20 protein-coding genes are annotated in these 20727 nt (G+C 63.3%); 11 read left to right on the forward strand and 9 right to left on the reverse strand.

Going from position 1 to position 20727, the window contains the following annotated elements:
- Window positions 1-71: 71 nt before the first annotated feature.
- The 4 genes from NP503_RS24920 (at window position 72) to NP503_RS24935 (ending at window position 7002) form a co-directional block, all read left to right on the forward strand.
- Window positions 72-1076 (forward strand): MoxR family ATPase, encoded by a 1005-nt coding sequence (locus NP503_RS24920; RefSeq protein ID WP_127271985.1) that lies wholly within the window; start codon window positions 72-74, stop codon window positions 1074-1076.
- A complete protein-coding gene (locus tag NP503_RS24925) occupies window positions 1076-2041 on the forward strand; it encodes a DUF58 domain-containing protein (RefSeq protein ID WP_127271779.1) in 966 nt (321 codons plus the stop codon). The genes NP503_RS24920 and NP503_RS24925 overlap by 1 nt, the downstream gene beginning before the upstream one ends.
- Window positions 2038-4860 carry a DUF4159 domain-containing protein gene (locus NP503_RS24930; protein WP_127271984.1) on the forward strand — a complete coding sequence of 941 codons (2823 nt, stop codon included), beginning with the start codon at window positions 2038-2040 and terminating at the stop codon, window positions 4858-4860. The genes NP503_RS24925 and NP503_RS24930 overlap by 4 nt, the downstream gene beginning before the upstream one ends.
- Window positions 4861-4923: 63 nt before the next feature.
- Window positions 4924-7002, forward strand: a complete 2079-nt coding sequence (locus NP503_RS24935) for a hypothetical protein (RefSeq protein ID WP_127266563.1) — start codon at window positions 4924-4926, stop codon at window positions 7000-7002.
- Window positions 7003-7004: 2 nt separating this feature from the next.
- Here the strand turns inward: NP503_RS24935 and clpS are convergent, their stop codons facing one another.
- The 4 genes from clpS to NP503_RS24955 all read right to left on the reverse strand — a co-directional run bounded on the left by clpS (window position 7005) and on the right by NP503_RS24955 (window position 8664).
- A complete protein-coding gene (gene clpS, locus NP503_RS24940; RefSeq protein WP_127266562.1) occupies window positions 7005-7310 on the reverse strand; it encodes an ATP-dependent Clp protease adapter ClpS in 306 nt (101 codons plus the stop codon).
- 240 nt (window positions 7311-7550) lie between these two features.
- Entirely contained in the window at window positions 7551-7916 is a 366-nt protein-coding gene (locus tag NP503_RS24945; protein ID WP_127266561.1) for a hypothetical protein, read from the reverse strand.
- A 172-nt stretch (window positions 7917-8088) separates the two neighbouring features.
- Window positions 8089-8322: a hypothetical protein gene (locus tag NP503_RS24950; protein ID WP_013529962.1), complete on the reverse strand. Its 234-nt coding sequence runs from the start codon at window positions 8320-8322 to the stop codon at window positions 8089-8091.
- 39 nt (window positions 8323-8361) lie between these two features.
- The gene (locus NP503_RS24955) at window positions 8362-8664 is read right to left on the reverse strand and encodes a hypothetical protein (RefSeq protein ID WP_127266560.1); all 303 of its coding nucleotides are present in this window, start codon (window positions 8662-8664) and stop codon (window positions 8362-8364) included.
- Window positions 8665-8916: 252 nt separating this feature from the next.
- Here NP503_RS24955 and NP503_RS24960 point away from each other — a divergent pair, with 252 nt between their 5' ends.
- Together NP503_RS24960 and NP503_RS24965 are read left to right on the forward strand one after the other, a co-directional pair.
- Window positions 8917-9633 carry a response regulator gene (locus NP503_RS24960; protein WP_127266559.1) on the forward strand — a complete coding sequence of 239 codons (717 nt, stop codon included), beginning with the start codon at window positions 8917-8919 and terminating at the stop codon, window positions 9631-9633.
- Window positions 9630-11036, forward strand: a complete 1407-nt coding sequence (locus NP503_RS24965; RefSeq protein ID WP_127266558.1) for an ATP-binding protein — start codon at window positions 9630-9632, stop codon at window positions 11034-11036. The genes NP503_RS24960 and NP503_RS24965 overlap by 4 nt, the downstream gene beginning before the upstream one ends.
- 102 nt (window positions 11037-11138) lie before the next feature.
- Here the strand turns inward: NP503_RS24965 and NP503_RS24970 are convergent, their stop codons facing one another.
- From NP503_RS24970 to NP503_RS24985, 4 genes are all read right to left on the reverse strand, one after another.
- Window positions 11139-11678 (reverse strand): hypothetical protein, encoded by a 540-nt coding sequence (locus tag NP503_RS24970; protein ID WP_236382896.1) that lies wholly within the window; start codon window positions 11676-11678, stop codon window positions 11139-11141.
- Window positions 11679-11771: 93 nt separating this feature from the next.
- Entirely contained in the window at window positions 11772-12953 is a 1182-nt protein-coding gene (gene choV, locus NP503_RS24975; protein WP_127266556.1) for a choline ABC transporter ATP-binding protein, read from the reverse strand.
- A complete protein-coding gene (gene choW / locus NP503_RS24980) occupies window positions 12950-13804 on the reverse strand; it encodes a choline ABC transporter permease subunit (protein ID WP_127266555.1) in 855 nt (284 codons plus the stop codon). Before choW ends, choV begins: the two co-directional genes overlap by 4 nt.
- 123 nt (window positions 13805-13927) lie before the next feature.
- Window positions 13928-14863 (reverse strand): choline ABC transporter substrate-binding protein, encoded by a 936-nt coding sequence (locus tag NP503_RS24985; protein ID WP_127266554.1) that lies wholly within the window; start codon window positions 14861-14863, stop codon window positions 13928-13930.
- Between the two features lie 258 nt (window positions 14864-15121).
- On the opposite strand from NP503_RS24985, the gene NP503_RS24990 reads away from it, so the two are divergent.
- Window positions 15122-15733: a thymidine kinase gene (locus tag NP503_RS24990; protein ID WP_127266553.1), complete on the forward strand. Its 612-nt coding sequence runs from the start codon at window positions 15122-15124 to the stop codon at window positions 15731-15733.
- 69 nt (window positions 15734-15802) lie between these two features.
- Here the strand turns inward: NP503_RS24990 and NP503_RS24995 are convergent, their stop codons facing one another.
- Window positions 15803-16699 (reverse strand): DMT family transporter, encoded by an 897-nt coding sequence (locus NP503_RS24995; RefSeq protein WP_127266552.1) that lies wholly within the window; start codon window positions 16697-16699, stop codon window positions 15803-15805.
- A gap of 97 nt (window positions 16700-16796) precedes the next feature.
- Here NP503_RS24995 and NP503_RS25000 point away from each other — a divergent pair, with 97 nt between their 5' ends.
- The 4 genes from NP503_RS25000 to NP503_RS25015 all read left to right on the forward strand — a co-directional run bounded on the left by NP503_RS25000 (window position 16797) and on the right by NP503_RS25015 (window position 20715).
- A complete protein-coding gene (locus NP503_RS25000) occupies window positions 16797-17654 on the forward strand; it encodes a LysR substrate-binding domain-containing protein (protein WP_127266551.1) in 858 nt (285 codons plus the stop codon).
- Window positions 17655-17748: 94 nt separating this feature from the next.
- Window positions 17749-18138 carry a cytochrome c family protein gene (locus tag NP503_RS25005; protein ID WP_127266550.1) on the forward strand — a complete coding sequence of 130 codons (390 nt, stop codon included), beginning with the start codon at window positions 17749-17751 and terminating at the stop codon, window positions 18136-18138.
- Window positions 18139-18449: 311 nt separating this feature from the next.
- Window positions 18450-19538, forward strand: a complete 1089-nt coding sequence (locus tag NP503_RS25010; protein WP_127266549.1) for a hypothetical protein — start codon at window positions 18450-18452, stop codon at window positions 19536-19538.
- Window positions 19539-19569: 31 nt separating this feature from the next.
- On the forward strand, window positions 19570-20715 hold the full coding sequence (locus NP503_RS25015) for a hypothetical protein (protein ID WP_127266548.1): 1146 nt from the start codon (window positions 19570-19572) through the stop codon (window positions 20713-20715).
- The last annotated feature ends 12 nt before the right edge of the window (window positions 20716-20727 follow it).

Below are 20727 nucleotides of genomic sequence, written 5' to 3' on the forward strand. Positions count from 1 at the left end.
TCGCGGCAACTTATGGTATGGTGCAGCCGTTGTTCCAGCCATGGTATTCCAACCACAAGGATCGATGCGGCATGAGCGTGATGGTCAAGGAAAGCCCGATCAGCGAAAAGGACATGATCGCCGAGGCCGAAAAGGCGCTTGCCGACATCTCCCGGATCCGCGACGGGGTCGGCCGGGTCATCTTCGGACAGGAAAGCGTCGTCGAGCGTACTCTGGTGGCTCTGCTGGCCGGTGGCCATGCGCTTTTGGTCGGCGTGCCGGGCCTCGCCAAGACCAAGCTGGTCGAAACACTTGGCATCGTGCTCGGCCTCGATTCGCGTCGCATCCAGTTCACGCCGGACCTGATGCCGTCCGATATCCTCGGCTCCGAAGTGATGGAGCAGGACGAAACCGGCAAACGCTCCTTCCGCTTCATCTCCGGGCCGATCTTCGCCCAGTTGCTGATGGCCGACGAGATCAACCGCGCGTCGCCGCGTACCCAGTCGGCGCTGCTGCAGGCCATGCAGGAATACCACGTCACCATTGCCGGCGCCCGCCATGACCTGCCGGCGCCCTTCCACGTGCTGGCAACCCAAAACCCGCTGGAGCAGGAAGGCACCTATCCGTTGCCCGAGGCCCAGCTTGACCGCTTCCTGATGCAGGTGGATATCCTCTATCCCGAGATCGAGGCAGAGCGCCGCATCCTTCTGGAAACCACCGGCATCGAGGACGCGAAAGCGCAAAACGTGCTGCAGCCGGTGCGGCTGAAGGAGATCCAGACGCTGATCCGCCGCATGCCGGTGCCTGAAAGCGTCGTCGAGGCGATCCTGACGCTGGTGCGCTCGGCGCGTCCCGGCCAAGGCAATGCCGAGACCGACAAGAACGTCGCCTGGGGTCCCGGCCCGCGCGCCAGCCAGGCGCTGATGCTGTGCACAAGGGCGCGCGCGCTTTACGACGGACGGCTGGCGCCCTCGGTTGACGACGTCCGTGCGCTGGCCGAGCCGGTGCTGCAGCATCGTATGGCGCTGACCTTCGCCGCCCGCGCCGAAGGCACCGGCGTGCGTGACGTGGTGGCGAAACTCGTGAAAGGAATTTGATGCCGCGCATCGGCGAGGTCCAGGCTCCGGCAGCGACGCGCGACGCGCTCGCCCGTGGCCGGTTGCGAGCCTCGCTTGTGCCAGACCTGCTGGTCGAGGCGCGCCGCATCGTCAACACCGTGATCGCCGGCTGGCATGGCCGCCGCAAGCGCGGCATCGGTGAAAATTTCTGGCAGTTCCGGCCCTATGTCGAGGGAGATTCCTCGCGCATCGACTGGCGCCGCTCGGCCCGCGACGACCACACCTATGTGCGCGACCGCGAATGGGAAGCCGCCCATACGGTCTGGCTGTGGGCCGACCCCTCGCCGTCGATGCTCTACAAATCGACCGGCGCCAGCGTTTCCAAGCAATCGCGCGCGCTGGTGCTGGCGCTGGCCATGGCCGAACTGTTGTCGCGCAGCGGCGAGCGCATCGCCTGGCCGGGCCTCACCGACCCGTTCACCGCCCGCAACGGCGCCGAACGCATCGCCGCCCAGTTGATGCATGCCGGCGATTTGCCGGCAAAACCCGACCTGTCCGACATCAGGCGCTTCTGCGACATCGTCATCGTCAGCGACTTCCTCGATCCGGTCGAAGAGACGATGGCCTGGCTCGACGTGCTGGCCCGCCACGGCGTGCGTGCCCACCTGATCGAGGTCGCCGACCCGGCCGAGGAGACCTTCCCCTATGCCGGCCGCACCGAATTCACCGATCCCGAGACCGGCGACAAGCTGACCGCCGGCCGCGCCGAAATGCTCGGCGATGAGTATCGCCTGCTCTACGCCGCCCGGCGCCACGAACTGGCGGCCTGGTGCAAACGTCTTGGCTGGAGCTTTACCGTCAACCACACCGATCGGCTCGCCTCCGACGCGCTGGTGCGGCTGCACATGGCGATGACCACTGATGGCTCCTCGGCCAGGCCGACCGCCGGCGGTCGTGCCGGCATGATCGCCGGCGGCGATCGGCCAGGAAAGGCTGTCGCATGAGTTGGCTGCCGCTTTCCTTTGGCGCCCCCATGGTGCTGTGGGGCCTGCTGGCACTGCCGGTGATCTGGTGGCTGCTCAGGCTGACGCCGCCCAAGCCGCAGACCGAAATCTTCCCGCCGCTGAAGATCCTGGCCCGCGTGCTGAAGCGCGAGGAGACGCCGCAGCAGAGCCCGTGGTGGCTGACACTGCTCAGGCTCTTGATGGCGGCCCTCATCGTCGCGGCATTGGCCGACCCGGTCTTCAACCCGCGCGAAAAGCTGCCGGCCGAGGGAGCCGCCCTTGCCCTGGTCATCGACAATGACTGGGCAAGTGCCGCAGACTGGGGCAAACGCGTCGCCACCGCCGAGCGGCTGATCAACGATGCCGGCTCCAACGGCGTGCCGGTCGTCATCGCCTTCACTGCCGAAAAGGCCAATGCCGAGATCGGCCCGTTCGATGCCGCCACCGCGCTTGACCGGCTGCGCGCCGCCAAGCCGCGGCCGATCCCGACCGACCGGCCCGCCGTCTATGCCCGCGTCGCCGGCGTGCTGGAGACCTTGCCCGGGGCCAGTGTCGCCGTGCTTGCCGACGGCCTGGCGGCAAAAGGCGATGAGGCCGCCTTCAACACGCTTTTGTCGAAAAATGCCGCGCGTGTCGTCTGGGCAACCGCGGACAGGCTGTCGCTGACCGGCCTGACCGCCGCCGACAACCAGGTCGACGGCTTTGCACTGACCGCCATCCGCGCGCCGGGCGACCCTGCCCCGGCGCAGGTCACCGCCGGCGCCTTCGATGACAAGGGCCGCCGCATCGCCGATGCGACGCTGACCTTTTCGCCTGGCGAAACCACCGCCACCGGCACCATGGCGGTGCCGTTCGAGCTGCGCAACGACTTCGCTTCCATCGCGCTCGACGGCGAGCGGCAGGCTGGTGCGGTCCGCGTCCTCGACGAAAGCTCCAAGCGGCGGCGCGTCGGTCTATTGTCGCAGGCCGAGGCCGACCAGGCACAGCCGCTTTTGTCGCCGCTCTACTACATCAGGCGGGCGCTGCAGCCCTTCGCCGATCTGGTCGAACCCTCCAGCGCCGATCTTGCCGACGCCATACCGCAAATCCTCGACCAGAAGCCCGCGATGATCGTTATGGCCGATATCGGCACCATTCCCGGACAGGTCCGGCAGAGACTTGTCGATTGGGTCGACAATGGCGGCACGCTGGTGCGTTTCGCCGGTTCGCGGCTGGCCACCGCGGGCGATGACGACGATTTGCTGCCCGTCCGCCTTCGCACCGGCGAGCGGTCGCTCGGCGGCGCGCTGTCATGGACGTCGCCGCAGCCGGTCACCGAATTCCCCAAGGCCGGCCCGTTCGCCGATCTGGCGCCGCCGACCGAGGTCACCGTCAGCAGGCAGGTGCTGGCCGAGCCGACACCCGATATCGTCGAGCGCACCTGGGCGGCCCTTGCCGACGGCACGCCGCTGGTCACCGGACTGAAGAAAGGCAAGGGCACGCTGGTGCTGTTCCACGTCACCCCCGAGGCAACCTGGTCGAACCTGCCGATCTCTGGCAGCTTCGTCGAGATGCTGCGCCGCATCGTGCAGCTGTCGCGCAACCAGGGCGCGGCCATCGCCAATGCCGAAGCGGCCGCGGCGTCGCTGGCGCCCTATCGCATGATTGCAGCCGACGGCTCGCTGGTGCCGCCGACGCCGGATGCACGGCCGCTTGTACCGGGCGCTGGCGCGCTGCCGGTGACTTTTGAAAACCCGCCCGGTCTCTATGGTTCCGAGACGGGTGTATTTGCCCACAATCTGCTGGAAGCCGACAGCAAGTTGGCGCCCCTGGCGCGCCCGCAAATCACTGTTCCGGTCACCTCGATCCAGTATGCCTTTGACGAATCGCGCAGTTTGAAAGGCACGCTGGTCGCGGCCGCCCTGGTGCTGATGCTGCTTGATACGCTGGCGGTGTTCTGGATGGGCGGCCTGTTTTCACGCCGGCCGCGCCGCGCCGGTGCCGTGACAACCACCGCCGCCGTCCTGATTGCGCTGGGTAGCTTGTTCGGTCATGCCGACCTTGCCCGCGCCGACGACGCCAAGCCGGGTGACGAAATTGCCATCGAGGCGATTTCGAAGACCCGCATCGCCTATGTGCTGACCGGTGTGCCGGGCGACGATTCGATCAGCCGCGCCGGGCTCGAGGGGCTGACGCGATTCCTGGTCGAGAAGACGGCGCTGGAACCGGGCGAGCCGGCCGGTGTGGACATCTCCCGGGACGAGCTGTCGTTCTATCCGCTGATCTACTGGCCGATCGATCCGGCCGCACCGATGCCCAGCCAGGCAGCGATCGCCCGCGTCGACGCCTATATGCAGCAAGGCGGCACGGTGCTGTTCGACACCCGCGACCAGTTCGCCAACGGCATCGGCGCCGATTCGACCAGCCCGGCGACGGAGCGGCTGCGCGACATCCTCGGCAATCTCAACGTGCCGCCGCTGGAACCGGTACCGTCCGACCACGTGCTGACCAAATCCTTCTTCATCCTGCCCGAATTCCCCGGCCGCTTCGCCGGCAGCCCGCTCTGGGTCGAGGCCTCGCTCGACGCCAGCAACGCCGAGAACCGGCCGGTGCGTACCGGCGATGGCGTCTCGCCGATCATGATCACCGCCAATGATTTCGCTGGCGCCTGGGCGGTCGACGAGAACGGCGATGCGCTGCTGCCAACCGTGCCGGCTGACCCGATGCAGCGCATCTACGCGCTGCGCGCCGGCGTCAACATCATGATGTACATGCTGACCGGCAACTACAAATCCGACCAGGTGCACGTACCCATACTGCTCGAACGGCTGGGGCAGTAGAATGAGTTTGTTTGGTGCCCTCCGGTCGCGGATAAACCCTCCCCAAAAAGAGGAGGGTAAGGAATGAATTGGTCGATCTCCTTCGAACCGCTGATCTCCTGGCCACTGCTGACCTTGGCGCTGGTGCCGCTGGCGCTGCTTGCGCTGGTCGGCCTGTGGTTTCGCCAGCGCGGTTCGGTCTTCCGCTTCATCGCCCTTCTGGCGCTCGCCGCCGCTTTGTTCAACCCGGTGTTCCTCAACGAGGAGCGCGAGCCGCTGAAAAGCGTTGTCGCCCTCGTCGTCGACCGCAGCCAGAGCCAGGATATCGGCGACCGCACCAAGCAGACCGACGAGGCGTTGGCCGGGCTGCAGCAGCGGCTTGGCCGCTTCAAGCAGTTCGACGTGCGCGTCGTCGAGGCCGGCAAATCCGAGGCCGCCGAGGAACGCACCGAGACACGGCTGTTCGGCGCGCTTGAAGGCGCCTTCCGCGACGTGCCGCCGTCACGGATCGGCGGCGCCATCATGATCACAGATGGCGAGGTCCATGACGCCCCCCCGGGAGCGCCCGATTTCAACGCTCCGCTGCATGCGCTGATAACCGGCAACGATCACGAGAAGGATCGCCGCATACGTTTCGAGAACGCCCCGCGCTTCGGCCTTGTCGGCAAGCCGCTCGACATGACCTACCGCGTCGTCTCGACCGAAAACGAGACCGGCCCGGTCGATGTGCGCGTTTCGGTCAATGGCGAACAGGTCGCGGTCGAGCACGCCACTGTCGGCCAGGCGATGCCGTTGCAGGTCACCATTCCGGGCGCCGGCCGCAACATCGTCGAACTCGCCATCGATCGCGAACCGGGCGAACTGACCGACACCAACAACCGCGCCATCGCGCTCATCGACGGCATTCGCGAGAACTTGCGCGTGCTGCTCGTCTCCGGCGAGCCGCATGCCGGCGAACGCACCTGGCGCAACCTGCTGAAATCCGACGCCTCGGTCGATCTCGTCCATTTCACCATCCTGCGGCCGCCGGAAAAGCAGGACGGCACGCCGATCAACGAATTATCGCTGATCGCCTTCCCGACCCGCGAACTGTTCGTCGAGAAGATCAAGGATTTCGACCTCATCATTTTCGACCGCTACCAGCACCGCGACGTGCTGCCGATCCTCTATTACGACTACATCTCCGAATATGTCGAAAAGGGCGGCGCGCTGCTGATCGCGGCCGGCCCCGAATATGCCGGCGAAAGCTCGATCGCGCGTACGCCGCTGATGTCCGCCCTGCCGGCGATGCCGACCGGCGAGGTGGTCGACAAGGCCTTCTATCCGCGCCTCACCGAACTCGGCCAGCGCCACCCGGTGACGCGTGGGCTGGATGGCTCTGCCACCGAGCCGCCGCACTGGAGCCGCTGGTTCCGCACCATCGGCGTGCAGAATCCCGAAGGCGCAGTGGTGATGAAGGGCGCCGACAACCGGCCGCTGCTGTTGCTCGACCGTAAGGGCGAAGGCCGCGTCGGCATGCTGCTGTCCGATCAGGGCTGGCTGTGGGCGCGCGGCTTCGAGGGCGGCGGCCCGCATGTCCAGCTCTACCGGCGCATCGCCCACTGGCTGATGAAGGAGCCTGAGCTCGAGGAAGAGCGGCTGACCGCCGACGGCCGCGGCATGGTGCTGGAAATCCGCCGCCAGACGATGGCCGACGATCCCGGCCCCGCGCAGATCATCACCCCATCCGGCAAGACCTTGACCGTCAAGCTCGAGAAATCCGAGCCCGGCGTCTTCCTCGGCAGCGTCGAGACCAGCGAGATCGGCCTCTATCAGGTCGCCAATGGCGACCTCACCGCGCTCGCCCATGTCGGGCCGGTCAACGCCCCGGAATTCGCCGACGTCATTTCCACCGAAAGCCGGCTGAAGGCGCCGGCTGAAGCCACCGGCGGCAGCGTGCGCCGGCTGGCGTCGTCCGCAGCCCTTGGCAGCGACGTGACGCTACCCTCCATCGTGCCTGTGCGCTCGGCTGGTGCCGCGTCCGGCAACGACTGGATCGGACTGCGCACCACGGACGACAGCGTGCTCAAGGCCGTCTCGCGCGTGCCGCTGTTCGGCGGCTTCCTCGGCCTCGGCCTGCTGCTTCTGGCAATGGGTTCGATGTGGTACCGCGAAGGACGGTAGAGCTACTCCTCCGGCTCCGTCTTGAACATCAGCGGATAGCCCTTGGCCTTGCCGGCATCGGTGGCGCGCGTCGCCTTGGTCTCGGCGACATCCCTGGTGAACACGGCGACGACGCAGACGCCGCGACGATGCGCGGTGATCATCACCCGATGCGCCTGGTCTTCGCTGAGTTTGAACTCACCCTTCAGCACCGTCACGACGAATTCGCGCGGCGTGAAATCGTCATTGATGAGGATGACCTTGTAGAGCTTTGGCCGTTCGATCTGCGGCTTGACCTGGACGCGCGGTTTTGTGGTGATTTCAGGCATTGGAACCGACAGTTAGAGCAATTCCAGGAAAAGTGTAAAACGGTTTTCCGCCCGGAATTGCGTCAAGACAAAGGATCAGAACGGTTCGCCGTTTCCACGAAACGGTGAATTGCTCTGGCGTAGCAACCCTGCCGCCATTCTGGCACCAGCGAAAGCGGTCGTCCATTTTGGTCGACGCGCGAAAACCAGTGTCCGCCGACGCGGCCATTCACAATCATGTGGGAAAGTGTCGGTTGCCGTTCAACGGCCCTGGCGGCCGAACATGCGGCGGCTGGGAATCTGCCGCGCGGTCGTGGCGGGCCGGATATCGGGGTGAAAGCGGTTTCCACCCGCATCCGCCCGGCGTTCCAGCCAGACCGTGATCGGCCACGCGGCGACGCAGATCAACGTCGCGCCTGTCAGCACGATCAGCAGCCAGGTCTGTGCCGGCGTGATGTAGTCCCAGTTGGTGGAAATCGCCGGCGCGAACAGCGAAGGCTCGGTGCGTCCGGTGGCCGGATCGGGCACCGGGCTGGCGGTGAACAGGATCAGCACCCTGGCGACGCCGGTGGCAACCAGGCCGCCGATCACCATCGAGCGCAAAATGGACGAAAGCCGCTTCTTCATGCGGATTGTCCTACACGGCCGGCGTTGCAAACGGGTTAAGTGTCAGTCGAGGCGGAAGCTGCCGGTGCCAGACTTCGTCAGGGCTTCAGCGCTCGGACAGGAAGAAGGCCGCTCCAGCCGAAACCAGCTGGAGCGTCCTTGGCCAACAGCCGGCATTTTATGCCGGACCTGATTACGTCTTCGGGGCGTCCTTCTTGACGGCCTTCTCGGCAGCCTTCTTGTGCTTCTTGACGGTCTTCTTGACGACCTTCTTCGGAGCAGCCTTGGCCGGAGCGGCAGTCGCCGGAGCTGTGGTCGTCGAAGCAGCCGGAGCAGCGGTCGTGGTGGCGGCGGCGTTGCCGAGAGCCGGCATCGCGAAAGCCAGAGCGACGGCGAGACCGGTGGCGGAGAGGATGGACTTTTTCATGGCTTCGTTTCCTTTTTATGCGGGTCAAGTTTCTGAGTGTTACTGAACCGGGTCGTTCGGCGTCACTCCAAGCAGCTTCAAAGCATTGGCGAGCATCCGGATGCCCTGCGCCTGTTTCTTGGCGGCGCAGTACCGGTTGCCCTTTCTCTGAAGTGCCTTTGCCGCGGTGACCTGCGTTGCCGTGGCGTGGGTTTCGAGGGCTTCATCAAATTGGTGGCTGAGATTGGCGCACCGTTCGCTCCGGGTTGTGAGCGTCACCTTTGCGTCCGATTGTCCGACAGCGGCAGTGACCAGGCAGAAGCCCAGCAACGCACCCAACAAACTGATCGACAACCTTGGCATCGGTTTATCCGTAAACCCGGAGACTAGCGTCGCAGCCGATGACCTGACCGCCACGAGACCAGTTATGCCCTTGAAATTTTTCAGGAGTTTTTCTGAACTGTAGAATTTTGTTTCTGGATTGTGTCTGAGAAAGCCGGTGTGAACCCATCATAGCCACTGGCCAACATATGGCCTGAATTCTATCGTGTGGGTTGTGACAGAAGGGCTTGGCAATCAAAGACAGAAGGGCTTGGCAACAATGACAGGGCTGCTGTGAAATCCGACGCACACATACTGATCGTCGACGACGACAAGGGCATCCGCGACCTGCTGCAGGAATTCTTCCAGAAGCGGGGCCTGCACACCTCGGTTGCCGCCGACGGTGTCGAGATGGAGACCATCCTGCGGCGCGTCCAGGTGGACCTCATCGTCCTTGACGTGATGCTGCCCGGCAAGAGCGGGCTGGAGCTGTGCCGCGACCTGCGCGCCCAGTACTCGACGCCGATCATCATGCTGACCGCCGTCACCGAGACGACCGATCGCGTCGTCGGCCTGGAAATGGGCGCCGACGACTATGTGCCCAAACCCTTCGACCCGCGCGAGCTTTTGGCGCGCATCCGCGCCGTGCTCAGGCGCAATGGCGCCGCCGAGCCCAAGCGCGCCACCACCAAGCAGATCTACCGCTTCGCCGGCTGGACGATGGACTGTGCTCGGCGCCGGCTGATCGCACCCGACGATGTCAGGGTCGAGCTGACCATGGCCGAATTCAACCTGCTGCAGACCTTCGTCAAGAGCGCGCAGCGCGTGCTGACCCGCGACCAGCTCATCGAACTGTCCGGCGGCGACAGCGACTATTCCTTCGACCGCAGCATCGACATCCTGGTCAGCCGGTTGCGGCGCAAGATGGAAGACGACCCCAAAACGCCCAAGCTGATCCTGACCGTGCGCAGCGGCGGCTACCAGTTCCTGCCCGAGACGACCTCCGAATGAGGCGTTTCCTGCCGCAGACCTTGCCTGTCTGGGTGCTGCTGATCGTCATTGCCGGCCTGCTGATCAGCCAGGTCGCGACCCTTTACATCGTATCGCGCGACCGCGCCGCCGCCAACGACGTCGTCGACCTCTACCGGCTCAACGACCGTGCCTTCTCGCTGGTGCAGCTCATGCATGACGCCAGTCCGGACGAGCGCAAGGCGACGGCGAGCGGCCTGTTCAATTCAACCTATGCGCTCACCGTTTCGGACACACCGGCGGTCACTTCGTCGATCGCCGGTGACGACGAACTGGCCGAACTCGAAGACATCCTCGTCGGCAGGCTGTCGAAATTCGGCATCACCGATGCACGCGTACGCCGCGATCCGGCGACGCGCGAGGCCGATGACGCGGACGGCACGGCCCCGGGACCCGACATCGGCCAGGTCGAGCGCGACCTTCTGGTATTGGCCGCCGACTTCGCCCAGAGCGACAAGCTGACGGCCTCGCTGCGCTTCGCCGACGGCCAATGGCTGAACTTCACCGAGCCGATCACGCCGGTCGGCCCGATCCTGAGCTTCGACAGCCTGCCGCTCTATTCGCTGATCGCAGGGCTGGTGGTGATCATGTCGATCTGGTCGCTGCGCCGGCTGACGGCGCCCTACCGGATGATGGAAACCGCCGTGAACCGGATCGGCAAGGATCTAAAGAGCCCGCCGATCGCCGAGAGCGGCAGCCGCGAGGTCCGTGCCGCCGCTAAGGCGATTAACGCCATGCAGGCAAGGTTGCGCGAATATGTCGAGGACCGCGAACATCTGGCGGCGGCATTGGCGCATGATCTGCGCACGCCGATGACCAGGATGCGCCTGCGCCTGGAGCTGTTGCGCAAATCGGCGGTCCGCGAGGCATTGGCGCACGACCTCGCCGATGTCGAGGGCATCGCCAGCTCGGTGATCGACTTCGCCACCTTCGAAGTGACGGAGGAAAAGAACGAACGCATCGATTTCTGGTCGCTCGTGGAATCGATCGCCGACGGCTATGACGACGTATCGTTCGACGACGAGACCCGTTCGCGCGGGCTGATCTGCATGGCGCGGCCGGTCGCGCTCAAGCGCTGTGTCACCAATCTGGTGCAGAACGCGGTCACCTACGGCAAGAAGGCGCATCTTACGCTGCGCCGGTCGGAAGACATGATCCTGCTCACCATCCGCGATGAAGGGCCCGGGATACCGCAGGCACAGATCGACGCCGTGTTCGGCTCGTTCGTGCGCCTCGAACAATCGCGCAACCGCCAGACCGGCGGTCTGGGCCTCGGCCTGACCATTGCCCGCAACATCGCGCGCGCCGCCGGCGGCGAGATCAGCCTGTCTAACAACCCGGGCGGTGGCCTGCTAACGCAGCTGCGCCTGCCGCTGGCGGCATAAGGCTGCCACAAGATGACAGGGCAGTTTCGTTAGCCGGTTCTTCGTCGGTCTGCTCTCAACTTCAACCAGCATAGGTCAACGAGCGGTGGATAGGCTGGTTGCCTATTTCAGTACGCCGTCCTTGCGTCGAAATATGCGAAGTTGCATCTCGTCCCAACGCGTCATCACCTTTTCCTCGAAGCGATCTCGTCTAAATTTAACGCAATGAATGTCCTCGATCAGGAAGACATCGTCCTTGGATGCGACTGCCTCCAAGAACCGGGGAGACCGAACGGCCAGATTGACCTCGTTCTCACGCGAAGTTTGACCGATCAATTGGTAAAAGGTGAACATTGCATAGCAATAATTGTCGAATGTCTCGAACTCTAAAAAGTCTGCAACGCGACAGTCGTCCAAGGTCATTAAAGGGTAGCTGTACGGACTGCGCCTGTTCGGGTCTTGCCTAATGTGCGGCAGCTGGAGGGTCTTGGTGGCGCCGACCTCCTCCAGCACCGAGGTACTCCACTCCCAGCAGCTGATGTAACTGTGAAAGAAGGCTTCACGCACCACACTATGTTCGTCTGGCAGCCACTCGTTGTGCTCTCGCTCGGCGTCGATTAGCCGGTAAACGTCGAATAGAAACTCGTATATGAGTGCAGCCACCGTCGCGTTTCGCATTCCTCAACCTCAATTATGCGACCCGGCTGTTCCCTCGAAAACACTAAACCGCCCTATGGGCTGAATTGACGGCGAAGGTTACCGCCGCAGCACCGCGCTCAGCACGTCGCGGATACCGATGGCGCCGACGAAGCGCGACTGGTCGTCGAACAGCGCCACGGGAGCGGTCTGCGAACGGTGCATGGCCAGCATCACGGTTTTCAGCGAAGTGCCCGGATTGGCCCAGAACACTTGCGCGGCTTCCTCGGATTGGCCTTCGACGTCGGCGCACGACACCCAGACCGCCGGCTTGCCATCGCGTTCGGCCGCCGCCACCAGCCCATGCTCATCGATCTTGAAGCGCGTCGTCTTGCGGCGGTCGAGCCACACCCAGCCATCCTTGCCGTGCTCCAGATCGCGACGGTCGCGCATCACGTTCCAGGCGGTCAGCACCGACAGCGGGTTCACATTGGCGATGAAGTCGCGGACATAGTCGTTGGCAGGCCGCAGCACGATGTCCTCCGGCGCGCCGGTTTGCACGATGCGCCCGCCCTCCATGATGGTGATGTGGGAGCCAATCTTCAGCGCCTCCTCAAGGTCGTGGCTGACGAAGATGATGGTCTTCTTCAATTCGGCCTGGAGCTGCAGCAATTCGTCCTGCAGCTTGGTGCGGATCAGCGGGTCGAGCGCCGAGAACGGCTCGTCCATCAGCAGGATCGGCGCCTCGGTGGCGAAGGCCCGCGCCAGGCCGACGCGCTGCTGCATGCCGCCCGACAGCTCATGCGCGTATTTCTTCGACCACTGGTCGAGATTGACCAGCTTGAGCTGGCGTTGCACGCGCTCCTTGCGCTCGGCTTCCGGTACGCCGGCGAGTTCGAGGCCGAGACCGACATTCTCCTCCACCGTGCGCCAGGGCAAAAGGCCGAACTGCTGGAACACCATCGCCACCTGTTTCTGGCGCAGGCGCCGCAGGGTCGCCTCGTCGCAGGTGACGACGTCGACGGTTTTGTCGCCATCCTTGACCAGCACCTGGCCGCGCGACACCACGTTGAGCCGGTTGACCGCCCGCAGCAATGTCGACTTGCCCGAACCGGAGAGACCCATCAGCACGGAGATTTCGCCCTCGTTCACGGTCAGGCTGGCGCCGGCGCAACCCAGTACATTGCCGGTCTTTTCGAGGATCTCGGCGCGGCTGGCTCCGGCGTCGATCATCTTCAGCGATCCGGCCTGGTCGGCGCCGAAGACGATATCGACGTTCCGGAAATCGACGGCGACGGTCATTTCTTGCCTCCAACGGCGATGCGGGTCATCCGGTCGAGCACGATGGCCAAAACGACGATGGCGAGGCCCGCCTCAAGCCCGAGGTCGATCTTGCGCGAACCCAGCGCCCGGTTGATTTCGGTGCCGAGGCCGCCCGCGCCGATCAGTGCGGCAAACACCACCATCGATAGCGACAGCATGATGCACTGCGTCAGACCGGCCATGATGGTGGGCAGCGCCGAGGGCAGCTCCACCTTCCACAGCAACTGGCTCTTGGTGGCGCCGAACGCCTCGCCGGCCTCGACGATCGACTTCGGCACCGAGACGACGCCGAGATGCGTGAGACGAACCGCGGTCGGGATGACGAAGATGATGGTGACGATGAGGCCGGGCGCATTGCCGAGGCCGAACAGCGTCAGCACCGGGATGAGGTAGACGAAGGTCGGCAGCGTCTGCATCAAATCGAGCACCGGCAGCATGACGCGATAGACCTTCGGCTTGTGCGCCGCCCAGATACCGAGTGGCACACCGATGGCCATCGAGGCGGCGGCGGCGGCAACCACCAGCACCAGTGTCTCTACCGTCTGCTTCCAGAGGTTCTGGTTGAGGATGAACAGCAACCCGAGAAAGACAGCCACCGCCAAGCCTCTCGATCGCTGCAGATAATAGGCAAGCAGTGCAATCAGCGCGATGAGAAGGACCGGCGGTACCAACAGCAGCGTGTCGACCACTCCATCGAGCAGGAAATTCAAGCCGCCGGAGAGGCCGCGGAAGAAGGTGTTGAAATTGTCGGTAAGGAAGGTGAAGAACGCTTTGCCCCACTCGCCTATGGGGATTTTATAACTGACAAAGAATTTTGAAATCGGATCCATCTTGCCCCTCTTTGGCAGTCGCCGTCCTTGCCGGACGGTCATCTTGTCACAGGATATGAAAAAGGGCAGCCCTTTCTACAGTGACTGCCCTTCTTGATCGGTCACGCCGAACGCAAGACCTGCTCAGCTTCCGAGCGCAGTCTTCACGGCTGCAGCGGCGTCGCCGCCATCGAAAGTGGTCACGCCGGCAATCCACGGAGCAACCGCGTCCGGATGCTTCTTGAGCCAGTCGGTCGCAGCCGTATTGGCGTCAGCGCCCTTGAGGATCGCGTCCATTATCTCGCCTTCCATATCGAGATTGAACTTCAGGTTGGCGATGAACTTGCCGGCATTCGGGCACTCGGTGGTGTAACCCTTGCGCACATTGGTATGGACAGTGGCGGCGCCGAAGCCGCTGTCGCCCATGCCATCGAGATAGGTGATCTTCATGGCACCCATCACCGGATGCGGCGTCCAGCCGAGGAAGGCGATCCATTCATTGCTCTTCATCGACTGCTCGGCCTGCGTCAGCATCCCGGCCTCCGAGGATTCGACCAGCTCGAAGCCTTCGAGGTTGTCTTTCGGGTTCTTGATCATGTCGAGGATGATGCGGTTGCCGTCATTGCCGGCCTCGATGCCATAGATCTTGCCGTTGAACTTGTCCTTGAACTTGCCGATATCGGTCAGCGATTTCACGCCGGCGTCAGCGACATAGGTCGGCACGACGATACCGTAGCCGGCGCCGGTCAGGTTGGTGCTGATCGTCTCGACCGAGCCATCGGCGGTATAGTCCTTGATGTCGTTGGTCATCGACGGCATCCAGTTGCCGAGGAACACGTCGAGATCCTTGTTCTTCAGCGACGCCATGGTCACCGGCACCGACAGCTGGATCGTCTGCGGCTCATAGCCGAGCGCGGTCAGCAGCACGGAGGCGATGCCGGTCGTCGCCTGGATGTCGGTCCAGCCGACATCGGAAAGGCGCACCGCCTTGCAGCTCGCCGGATCGCCGGCAAAGGCAGCGCTGGTGGACAAAAAAGCCGCCAGACCGAGGCCGGCGACGAAAGAGTTCATACGCGACATAGACAGTCTCCCATTGTGATTCTTTGGCGAAGCGTAGCTACGGTTTCTATGCCCGCCTTGTTTCGTCAGCCAAACACCATTCTGGTGTGGTTTCAAGCATTAAGACAATCGCGATCAACGGCGCGGGCTGGCCAATCAGCGACACATCAGGCGCTTTTGCCATGCCGGACGGTTTTTTCGAAGACGGGCCGGCTTTTTCAGGGGAATGCGGGCGACCGCCCCTCCCCGTATCAGGGCAAGTCGGCTTAAAAGAGCGGCATGGCCAAGCTCTACTTTCACTATGCGACCATGAACGCCGGCAAGACGACGATGCTCTTGCAGGCCTCTTACAATTATCGCGAGCGCGGCATGGGCACGATGCTGTTCGTCGCCGGCCACTACCGCAAGGGCGACACCGGCCTGATCTCGTCGCGCATCGGCCTGGAGACGGAAGCCGAGATGTTCCGCGATGGCGACGATCTGTTCGCCCGCGTCACCGAGCATCACGCGCATACGTCAGTGCATTGCGTCTTCGTCGACGAGGCGCAGTTCCTCGAGGAGGAGCAGGTCTGGCAGCTCGCCCGCATCGCCGACCGGTTGAACATCCCGGTCATGTGCTACGGCCTGCGCACCGATTTCCAGGGCAAGCTGTTTTCCGGCTCGCGCGCGCTGCTGGCCATCGCCGACGATTTGCGCGAAGTGCGCACCATCTGCCGATGCGGCCGCAAGGCGACGATGGTCGTGCGCCTCGGCCCCGATGGCAAGGTGGCTCGCCAGGGCGAGCAGGTGGCAATCGGCAAGGATGTCTATGTCTCGCTCTGCCGCCGCCACTGGGAGGAAGAGATGGGCCGCGCCACGCCAGACGATTTCATCGGCTTTATCAAAGGCTGACTCTGTCTCTTGGTTATTGGAGCAATTCCAGGGGAAGCGCTATGTGCTTTCCCTGGAATTGCTTCGGGCTCACACGGTCGAGACACGCCGTCTTGGAAACCGCCAGCCAAGCCGCACACCAAGCGTTGCCAGCGCAATCAGTGCCATGCCGGCTGCCTGCGCCGGTCCGAGCGGATGCCCATAGATAGCCCAGTCGACGATGATGGCGACGACCGGGTAGATGAAGGTGATGACGCCGATCACCGGTGTCGTCAGGCGTGGGAAGGCCGAATTCATCAACACGTAGGCGATGCCAGTGTGCAGCACGCCGATGCCGAGCAGCCAGCCCCATGATGCAGGCGCAATATGTTGGCCGACGCCGGCGAACGGGGCGAGCATGACGACCCCCACCACCGTTTGGCAGAGTACCGTGATTTCGGCGCGCTGCTGGCCCAGGCCTTTGGCTAGGATCGTTGTAACGGCATAGAGCAGTGCGCCGCCCAGCGTCAGCGCAATGCCCGGCACCCAGTTGGCATCGGCATGACCGTGCGCGAAAACGAGGCCGCTGGCCAGCACGACGCCGAGAAACGCACCGAGCATCCACAGCAGTTGGTCGGGCGAGATGCGTTCCCTTAGGAAAACCACGCCGATCAGGACCACGAAGAACGGCTGGATATGGTAGATAATCGTCGTCGTGGCGATCGACGTCATGGCGAAGCCGGCGAAGAAGGCTGTCCAGCTCAGCACCATGCACACGCCGGCAAGTGCTGCAAGGGCAAGCCGGGACGGCAACAGCGTCCGATCCGGCAGGTAGCCGCGCAACAGGCACCATATGAGAAGGAAGATCGCGCCGAACACACATCGCCAGAAGACGACGGTGACGGGATGCAGCCCCGATTCCGTGGCGAAGGCGCCGACCGTGCCTGCGATCACCATTGCCAGAGCAAGGCTCGCGGCCGGGAAGCGGGCTGTCGAGGCGTCCGTCATGTGGTGGTTCCCAGCGATCCCAACCATCTGGTCACTGGCGCCACCTTCAAACAAGCGAATAGATTTGGAATGATCTATTCGATATGCTGATAGCACCATGGCCACGCCACTCGATCTCAACCTGCTGAAAACCTTCGTCGCCGTCGTCGAGAGCGGCAGCCTTTCCAATGCAGCACCTCGGGTCGGCCGCAGCCAGTCGGCGGTCAGCATGCAGATGCAGCGGCTGGAGGAGATGGTCGGCAACCAGCTTCTGGTGCGTGGTCCCAGAACCGTCACTCCCAATGCGATCGGCGAGGATTTCCTGATCTATGCGCGCCGGTTGCTGAAACTGTCGGATGAAGCCTGGGCAAGCGTCACCCGGCCCAAGGAGACAGGCAGCGTCCGCTTGGGGGTGCCCGACGACTATGCCGCCTTCCTCCTGCCGCCCGTGCTCTCACGATTCGCGGCGGAGCATCCCCTGGTGACGGTGGAGTTGATCTGCGAACAGTCGACCGCGCTGGTGAAGACGCTGGCGGAGGGGCGGCTGGATCTGGCGATCATCACCCGCTTGCCGGAGCAGCCGCTTGAGGTGATCCGGCTGGAACGCTTCGTCTGGGTCGCCTCGCCCAACCATGTCGCCTGGGAGGCCGACCCGCTTCCGGTCGCCTTGTTCGAACCGGGCTGCGCCGCCAGGATGAATGTCCTGCAGGCGCTTGGCGATGCCGACCGCTCCTATCGCTGTACCTATTCAAGCGCCTCTCTGCTTGGCCTGATCGCCGTCGTCCAGGCCGGGCTCGCGGTGGCTGGCCTTGCGATGCGCAGCGTACCGCCATCGCTGCGCATCGTCGGCGGCAATGAAGGGCTGCCGGTGCTGCCGGACCTCGAAATCGGCATCCTGCGCAACCCGCTGTCGACGACCCAGGCGGTCGAGCGGCTGAATGATTTCCTGCGCCGCGATCTGGCACAACAGGCCTGACTCGCGGGCCTGTCTTCCGCAATCCCGCCGCGATGCAGCGTTTGTTAAAGCCTCGGTACTATAAGGCCGCCAGCCAGAACTCTCCGGGGGCAGCATGTTTCGAGCCGCTTCGTCCGCCAGCATCCTTCTCCTTGCCAGCTCGCTTGTGGCCCATGCCGGCGGCGACCCGGCCCTGGGCAAGAAGGCCTTCAACCGGTGCATGGCCTGCCATGAAGCAGCCACCGACCGCGACAAGGTCGGTCCGCATCTGTTGGGCGTCGTTGGCCGCACCGCCGGTAGCGCCGAGAGTTATCTTGGCCGCTATTCCGAGGCGATGAAGAGTGCCGGCGCCGCCGGCCTGGTCTGGGATGAAGCCAATCTCGCCGAGTATCTCAGGGCACCCAAGCTGAAAGTGCCCGGCAACAAGATGGCGTTTGCCGGCCTGACCAAGGACGACGACATCGCCAATGTCATCGCCTATCTGAAAGCCGATCCCAAACCCTGAGCCGCTGTTCGCCAGCTCTGTAAAACCGGCTTTCTCGTCGCATATCGCGGCCGCGATTGCTTCGGTGGTTTGCCCAATACAAAGGCATCCGTGCGCCTTCGCCTTGCCGCATGAAAGTTCAATGACAGCTGAACTATGGCTGGTCGGCAAGCTAATCACGCTAAGCCCAAGCCTTCACTGGCTTTCAAGACCCTGACGAATTTTTTTGTTTTCACGCCGCCCTTGTCTTCACGTCTTTCAATCCCCTGATGCCCCACATATATTCGCCGCTGTTCGCGACCAGCGACGTCATGCCGAAGCGGGAGGCCCCAATGGCGACATTGCAGAATTTCGACGCCGAAATTGCCAAGACCAAGCAGGTCGTGCAGGACATGCGCTCCAAGATCGAGCAATCCGGCACCATGCTTGATACGCTTGCCACATCAGACAAGAAGATCGGCGACGCCAATTTCGACCTCGAGAACGCCCGCATCGAGGATGTGCTGAAGCAGCAGAAGGTGATGGAAGGCAACATTGCCGACCTGATCATCGGGCTGGAGGACGCCACCAACGTCTTCGGCGCCGAGTTCGAGAGCATGAAGAACTACACCGGCTGGGAAAAATTCATTGGCATCTTCTCCAGCCAGAGCAAGCAGCGCATGCGCACCGACCGCGTTCGCAACATGTCGCTGGCCGGCAATCTGCAGGAACTGCTGGTCAAATCCGACACCATCGTCGGCATATTGAAGGCGCAGAAAGAGGTTCTCGACCAACGCTACAAGACCTCGGAAACCAGCCTGTCGCAGGTGATCGAGCGCCGCAAGACCACCATGACCAACCTCGAAGCCGTGCAGAAGCGCATCGAGGAGCTCAACCCGATGCTGCTCGACATCGAAAACAAGATCGCCGCTTCGACCAGCCAGAAGGACCGCACGCAGCTCGAAGGCGAACGCTCCAAGCTGGCGACGGAATACAACGAAAAGCAGGCCAAGGAGCAGGAACTGCTGGCCGAGAGCCAGACGCTCGAGCGCTACACCTCGATGTTCCAGACCTTCGTCGATTCGCTCAACAACCAGATCGCCGCGCAATCGACGCTGATCAACAAGCTGACCATCGATACCGAGCAGCGCATCGTACTCTACAAGGCGCTGGAAGATTCGCTGAAGACCGCAGCTCAGCAGGACGTCGCCCACAAGATCAACACGCTGGGCAGCCAGGTCGACAACACCGCCGAGGAAACCATGGCCGGTATCGGTGCTGCTTCGCAAAAGCACATCGGTGACCTGCTTGAGATGCACGAGAAGAACATGGTCGCCACCGCCGATATCCAGCGCCGCAAGAAGCTGGCCGACGATGCCTTCGCCCGCCGCTTCGACGAGGTGCTGAAGAAGCACAATTCGGCTAACTACGTGCAGTCTTAAGGGTGACAGCACTGCCCGCGAGCGACCAGGCATGACCCCCGAAAACGAAGCGGCGGCACGGTATTTTTCCGCCATCACGGCCGCGCTCAGCGGCCTTGAAGTGTTCATGCGCGACGATCGCTCGCCGCTCTACCGGCACGGCATCGTCGCCAAGATCGTCGCCGAACACATCGCCAGGCTCGACAAGTCGTTTTCCTGCTGGCGCAACCGGCTCGGCTTCATGGACACATTCCGCATTTCGCGCGCCGAAAGCGGATTTCCGGTGTTCCAGAACCTGCTCGAACTGGAAAACGACCGACGCCAGGCCGACGCGCGGCTTGCCAACATTCCGCTCGCCGGCGAGTTGCGCGAGGAAATGGCCGACTTCATCCTGCGCCACAAGGAATTCCCCGCGGCGCTGCAGAAGTCGATAGCCGAGCGGCTTTATCTCGAGGACGTGAAAAGCGAGAACACGTTCGGCCCGTTCACCCTGGCGCAAACGGCCAAGGTCTCGGTCAATCCGAAGACGGGGCGGCCCTATTATCTCGTCCACTGGGCGACGTTCGACGGCAGCGCCAACCTGCCTCTGGTCTACATGGTGACGGTGGAGGATTCGTCCGAAACGATGATCCGCCAGCTCGTCGACAGAAACGGCAAGCTGAACGAGACGATCGACATTCCTCTGCCGGTCGATGGCCTGCTCAATCCCGAGCTTGCCCACCGTTTCGACGATTTCACCGAGAAGAACTCCGCCTACACGCTGTCGCCGGCGACCATCGCGGTCAATCTCGACAAGGATTTCGAGCCGCTGCATCCCAAGCAGCTGCGCCGCGTCGTGCTCGGCCCGTTCTATTCGGCTGGCATCACCGACAACAATTCGACGGTGACCGAAGTCCTGGCCAAGGTGCGCAAGCCCGAAAATGCCTGGCTGCTGACCTGGACCATCCAGGAGGTCTATTCCAAGGCCGAGAAACCCGGCCGCAAGGGGCTGTTTTCCAGCGAGAAGACGACGCAGGAATTCTTCATCAATACCGACGATCTGGAAGCCGCGCGCCAGGGCGTGTCGAGCTACGAAAACCATGCGCTGATCCCGCACGAGGCCTATCAGGCGCTCTACGCCGCCGGCGAGGCGCAGAAGATCTTTGCCGGCTACAAGGTTCACATTCTGTCGAACGGACAGGTCATCTCAGACGTCTGACCGTCACACCAC

The organism is Mesorhizobium sp. SEMIA396, assembly GCF_024518615.1.
Classification (GTDB): domain Bacteria; phylum Pseudomonadota; class Alphaproteobacteria; order Rhizobiales; family Rhizobiaceae; genus Mesorhizobium.

What these genes read in the sequence shown, in the direction of transcription:
- NP503_RS24955 (WP_127266560.1), bottom strand. Translation starts at nt 8,664, where the DNA reads ATGCCAAGGTTGTCGATCAGTTTGTTGGGTGCGTTGCTGGGCTTCTGC.
- NP503_RS25005 (WP_127266550.1), top strand. Translation starts at nt 17,749, where the DNA reads ATGTTTCGAGCCGCTTCGTCCGCCAGCATCCTTCTCCTTGCCAGCTCG.
- NP503_RS24930 (WP_127271984.1), top strand. Translation starts at nt 2,038, where the DNA reads ATGAGTTGGCTGCCGCTTTCCTTTGGCGCCCCCATGGTGCTGTGGGGC.
- NP503_RS24995 (WP_127266552.1), bottom strand. Translation starts at nt 16,699, where the DNA reads ATGACGGACGCCTCGACAGCCCGCTTCCCGGCCGCGAGCCTTGCTCTG.
- NP503_RS24945 (WP_127266561.1), bottom strand. Translation starts at nt 7,916, where the DNA reads ATGAAGAAGCGGCTTTCGTCCATTTTGCGCTCGATGGTGATCGGCGGC.
- NP503_RS24985 (WP_127266554.1), bottom strand. Translation starts at nt 14,863, where the DNA reads ATGTCGCGTATGAACTCTTTCGTCGCCGGCCTCGGTCTGGCGGCTTTT.
- NP503_RS24990 (WP_127266553.1), top strand. Translation starts at nt 15,122, where the DNA reads ATGGCCAAGCTCTACTTTCACTATGCGACCATGAACGCCGGCAAGACG.
- NP503_RS25000 (WP_127266551.1), top strand. Translation starts at nt 16,797, where the DNA reads ATGGCCACGCCACTCGATCTCAACCTGCTGAAAACCTTCGTCGCCGTC.
- NP503_RS25015 (WP_127266548.1), top strand. Translation starts at nt 19,570, where the DNA reads ATGACCCCCGAAAACGAAGCGGCGGCACGGTATTTTTCCGCCATCACG.
- clpS (WP_127266562.1), bottom strand. Translation starts at nt 7,310, where the DNA reads ATGCCTGAAATCACCACAAAACCGCGCGTCCAGGTCAAGCCGCAGATC.
- choW (WP_127266555.1), bottom strand. Translation starts at nt 13,804, where the DNA reads ATGGATCCGATTTCAAAATTCTTTGTCAGTTATAAAATCCCCATAGGC.
- NP503_RS24920 (WP_127271985.1), top strand. Translation starts at nt 72, where the DNA reads ATGAGCGTGATGGTCAAGGAAAGCCCGATCAGCGAAAAGGACATGATC.
- choV (WP_127266556.1), bottom strand. Translation starts at nt 12,953, where the DNA reads ATGACCGTCGCCGTCGATTTCCGGAACGTCGATATCGTCTTCGGCGCC.
- NP503_RS24935 (WP_127266563.1), top strand. Translation starts at nt 4,924, where the DNA reads ATGAATTGGTCGATCTCCTTCGAACCGCTGATCTCCTGGCCACTGCTG.
- NP503_RS24950 (WP_013529962.1), bottom strand. Translation starts at nt 8,322, where the DNA reads ATGAAAAAGTCCATCCTCTCCGCCACCGGTCTCGCCGTCGCTCTGGCT.
- NP503_RS25010 (WP_127266549.1), top strand. Translation starts at nt 18,450, where the DNA reads ATGGCGACATTGCAGAATTTCGACGCCGAAATTGCCAAGACCAAGCAG.
- NP503_RS24925 (WP_127271779.1), top strand. Translation starts at nt 1,076, where the DNA reads ATGCCGCGCATCGGCGAGGTCCAGGCTCCGGCAGCGACGCGCGACGCG.
- NP503_RS24965 (WP_127266558.1), top strand. Translation starts at nt 9,630, where the DNA reads ATGAGGCGTTTCCTGCCGCAGACCTTGCCTGTCTGGGTGCTGCTGATC.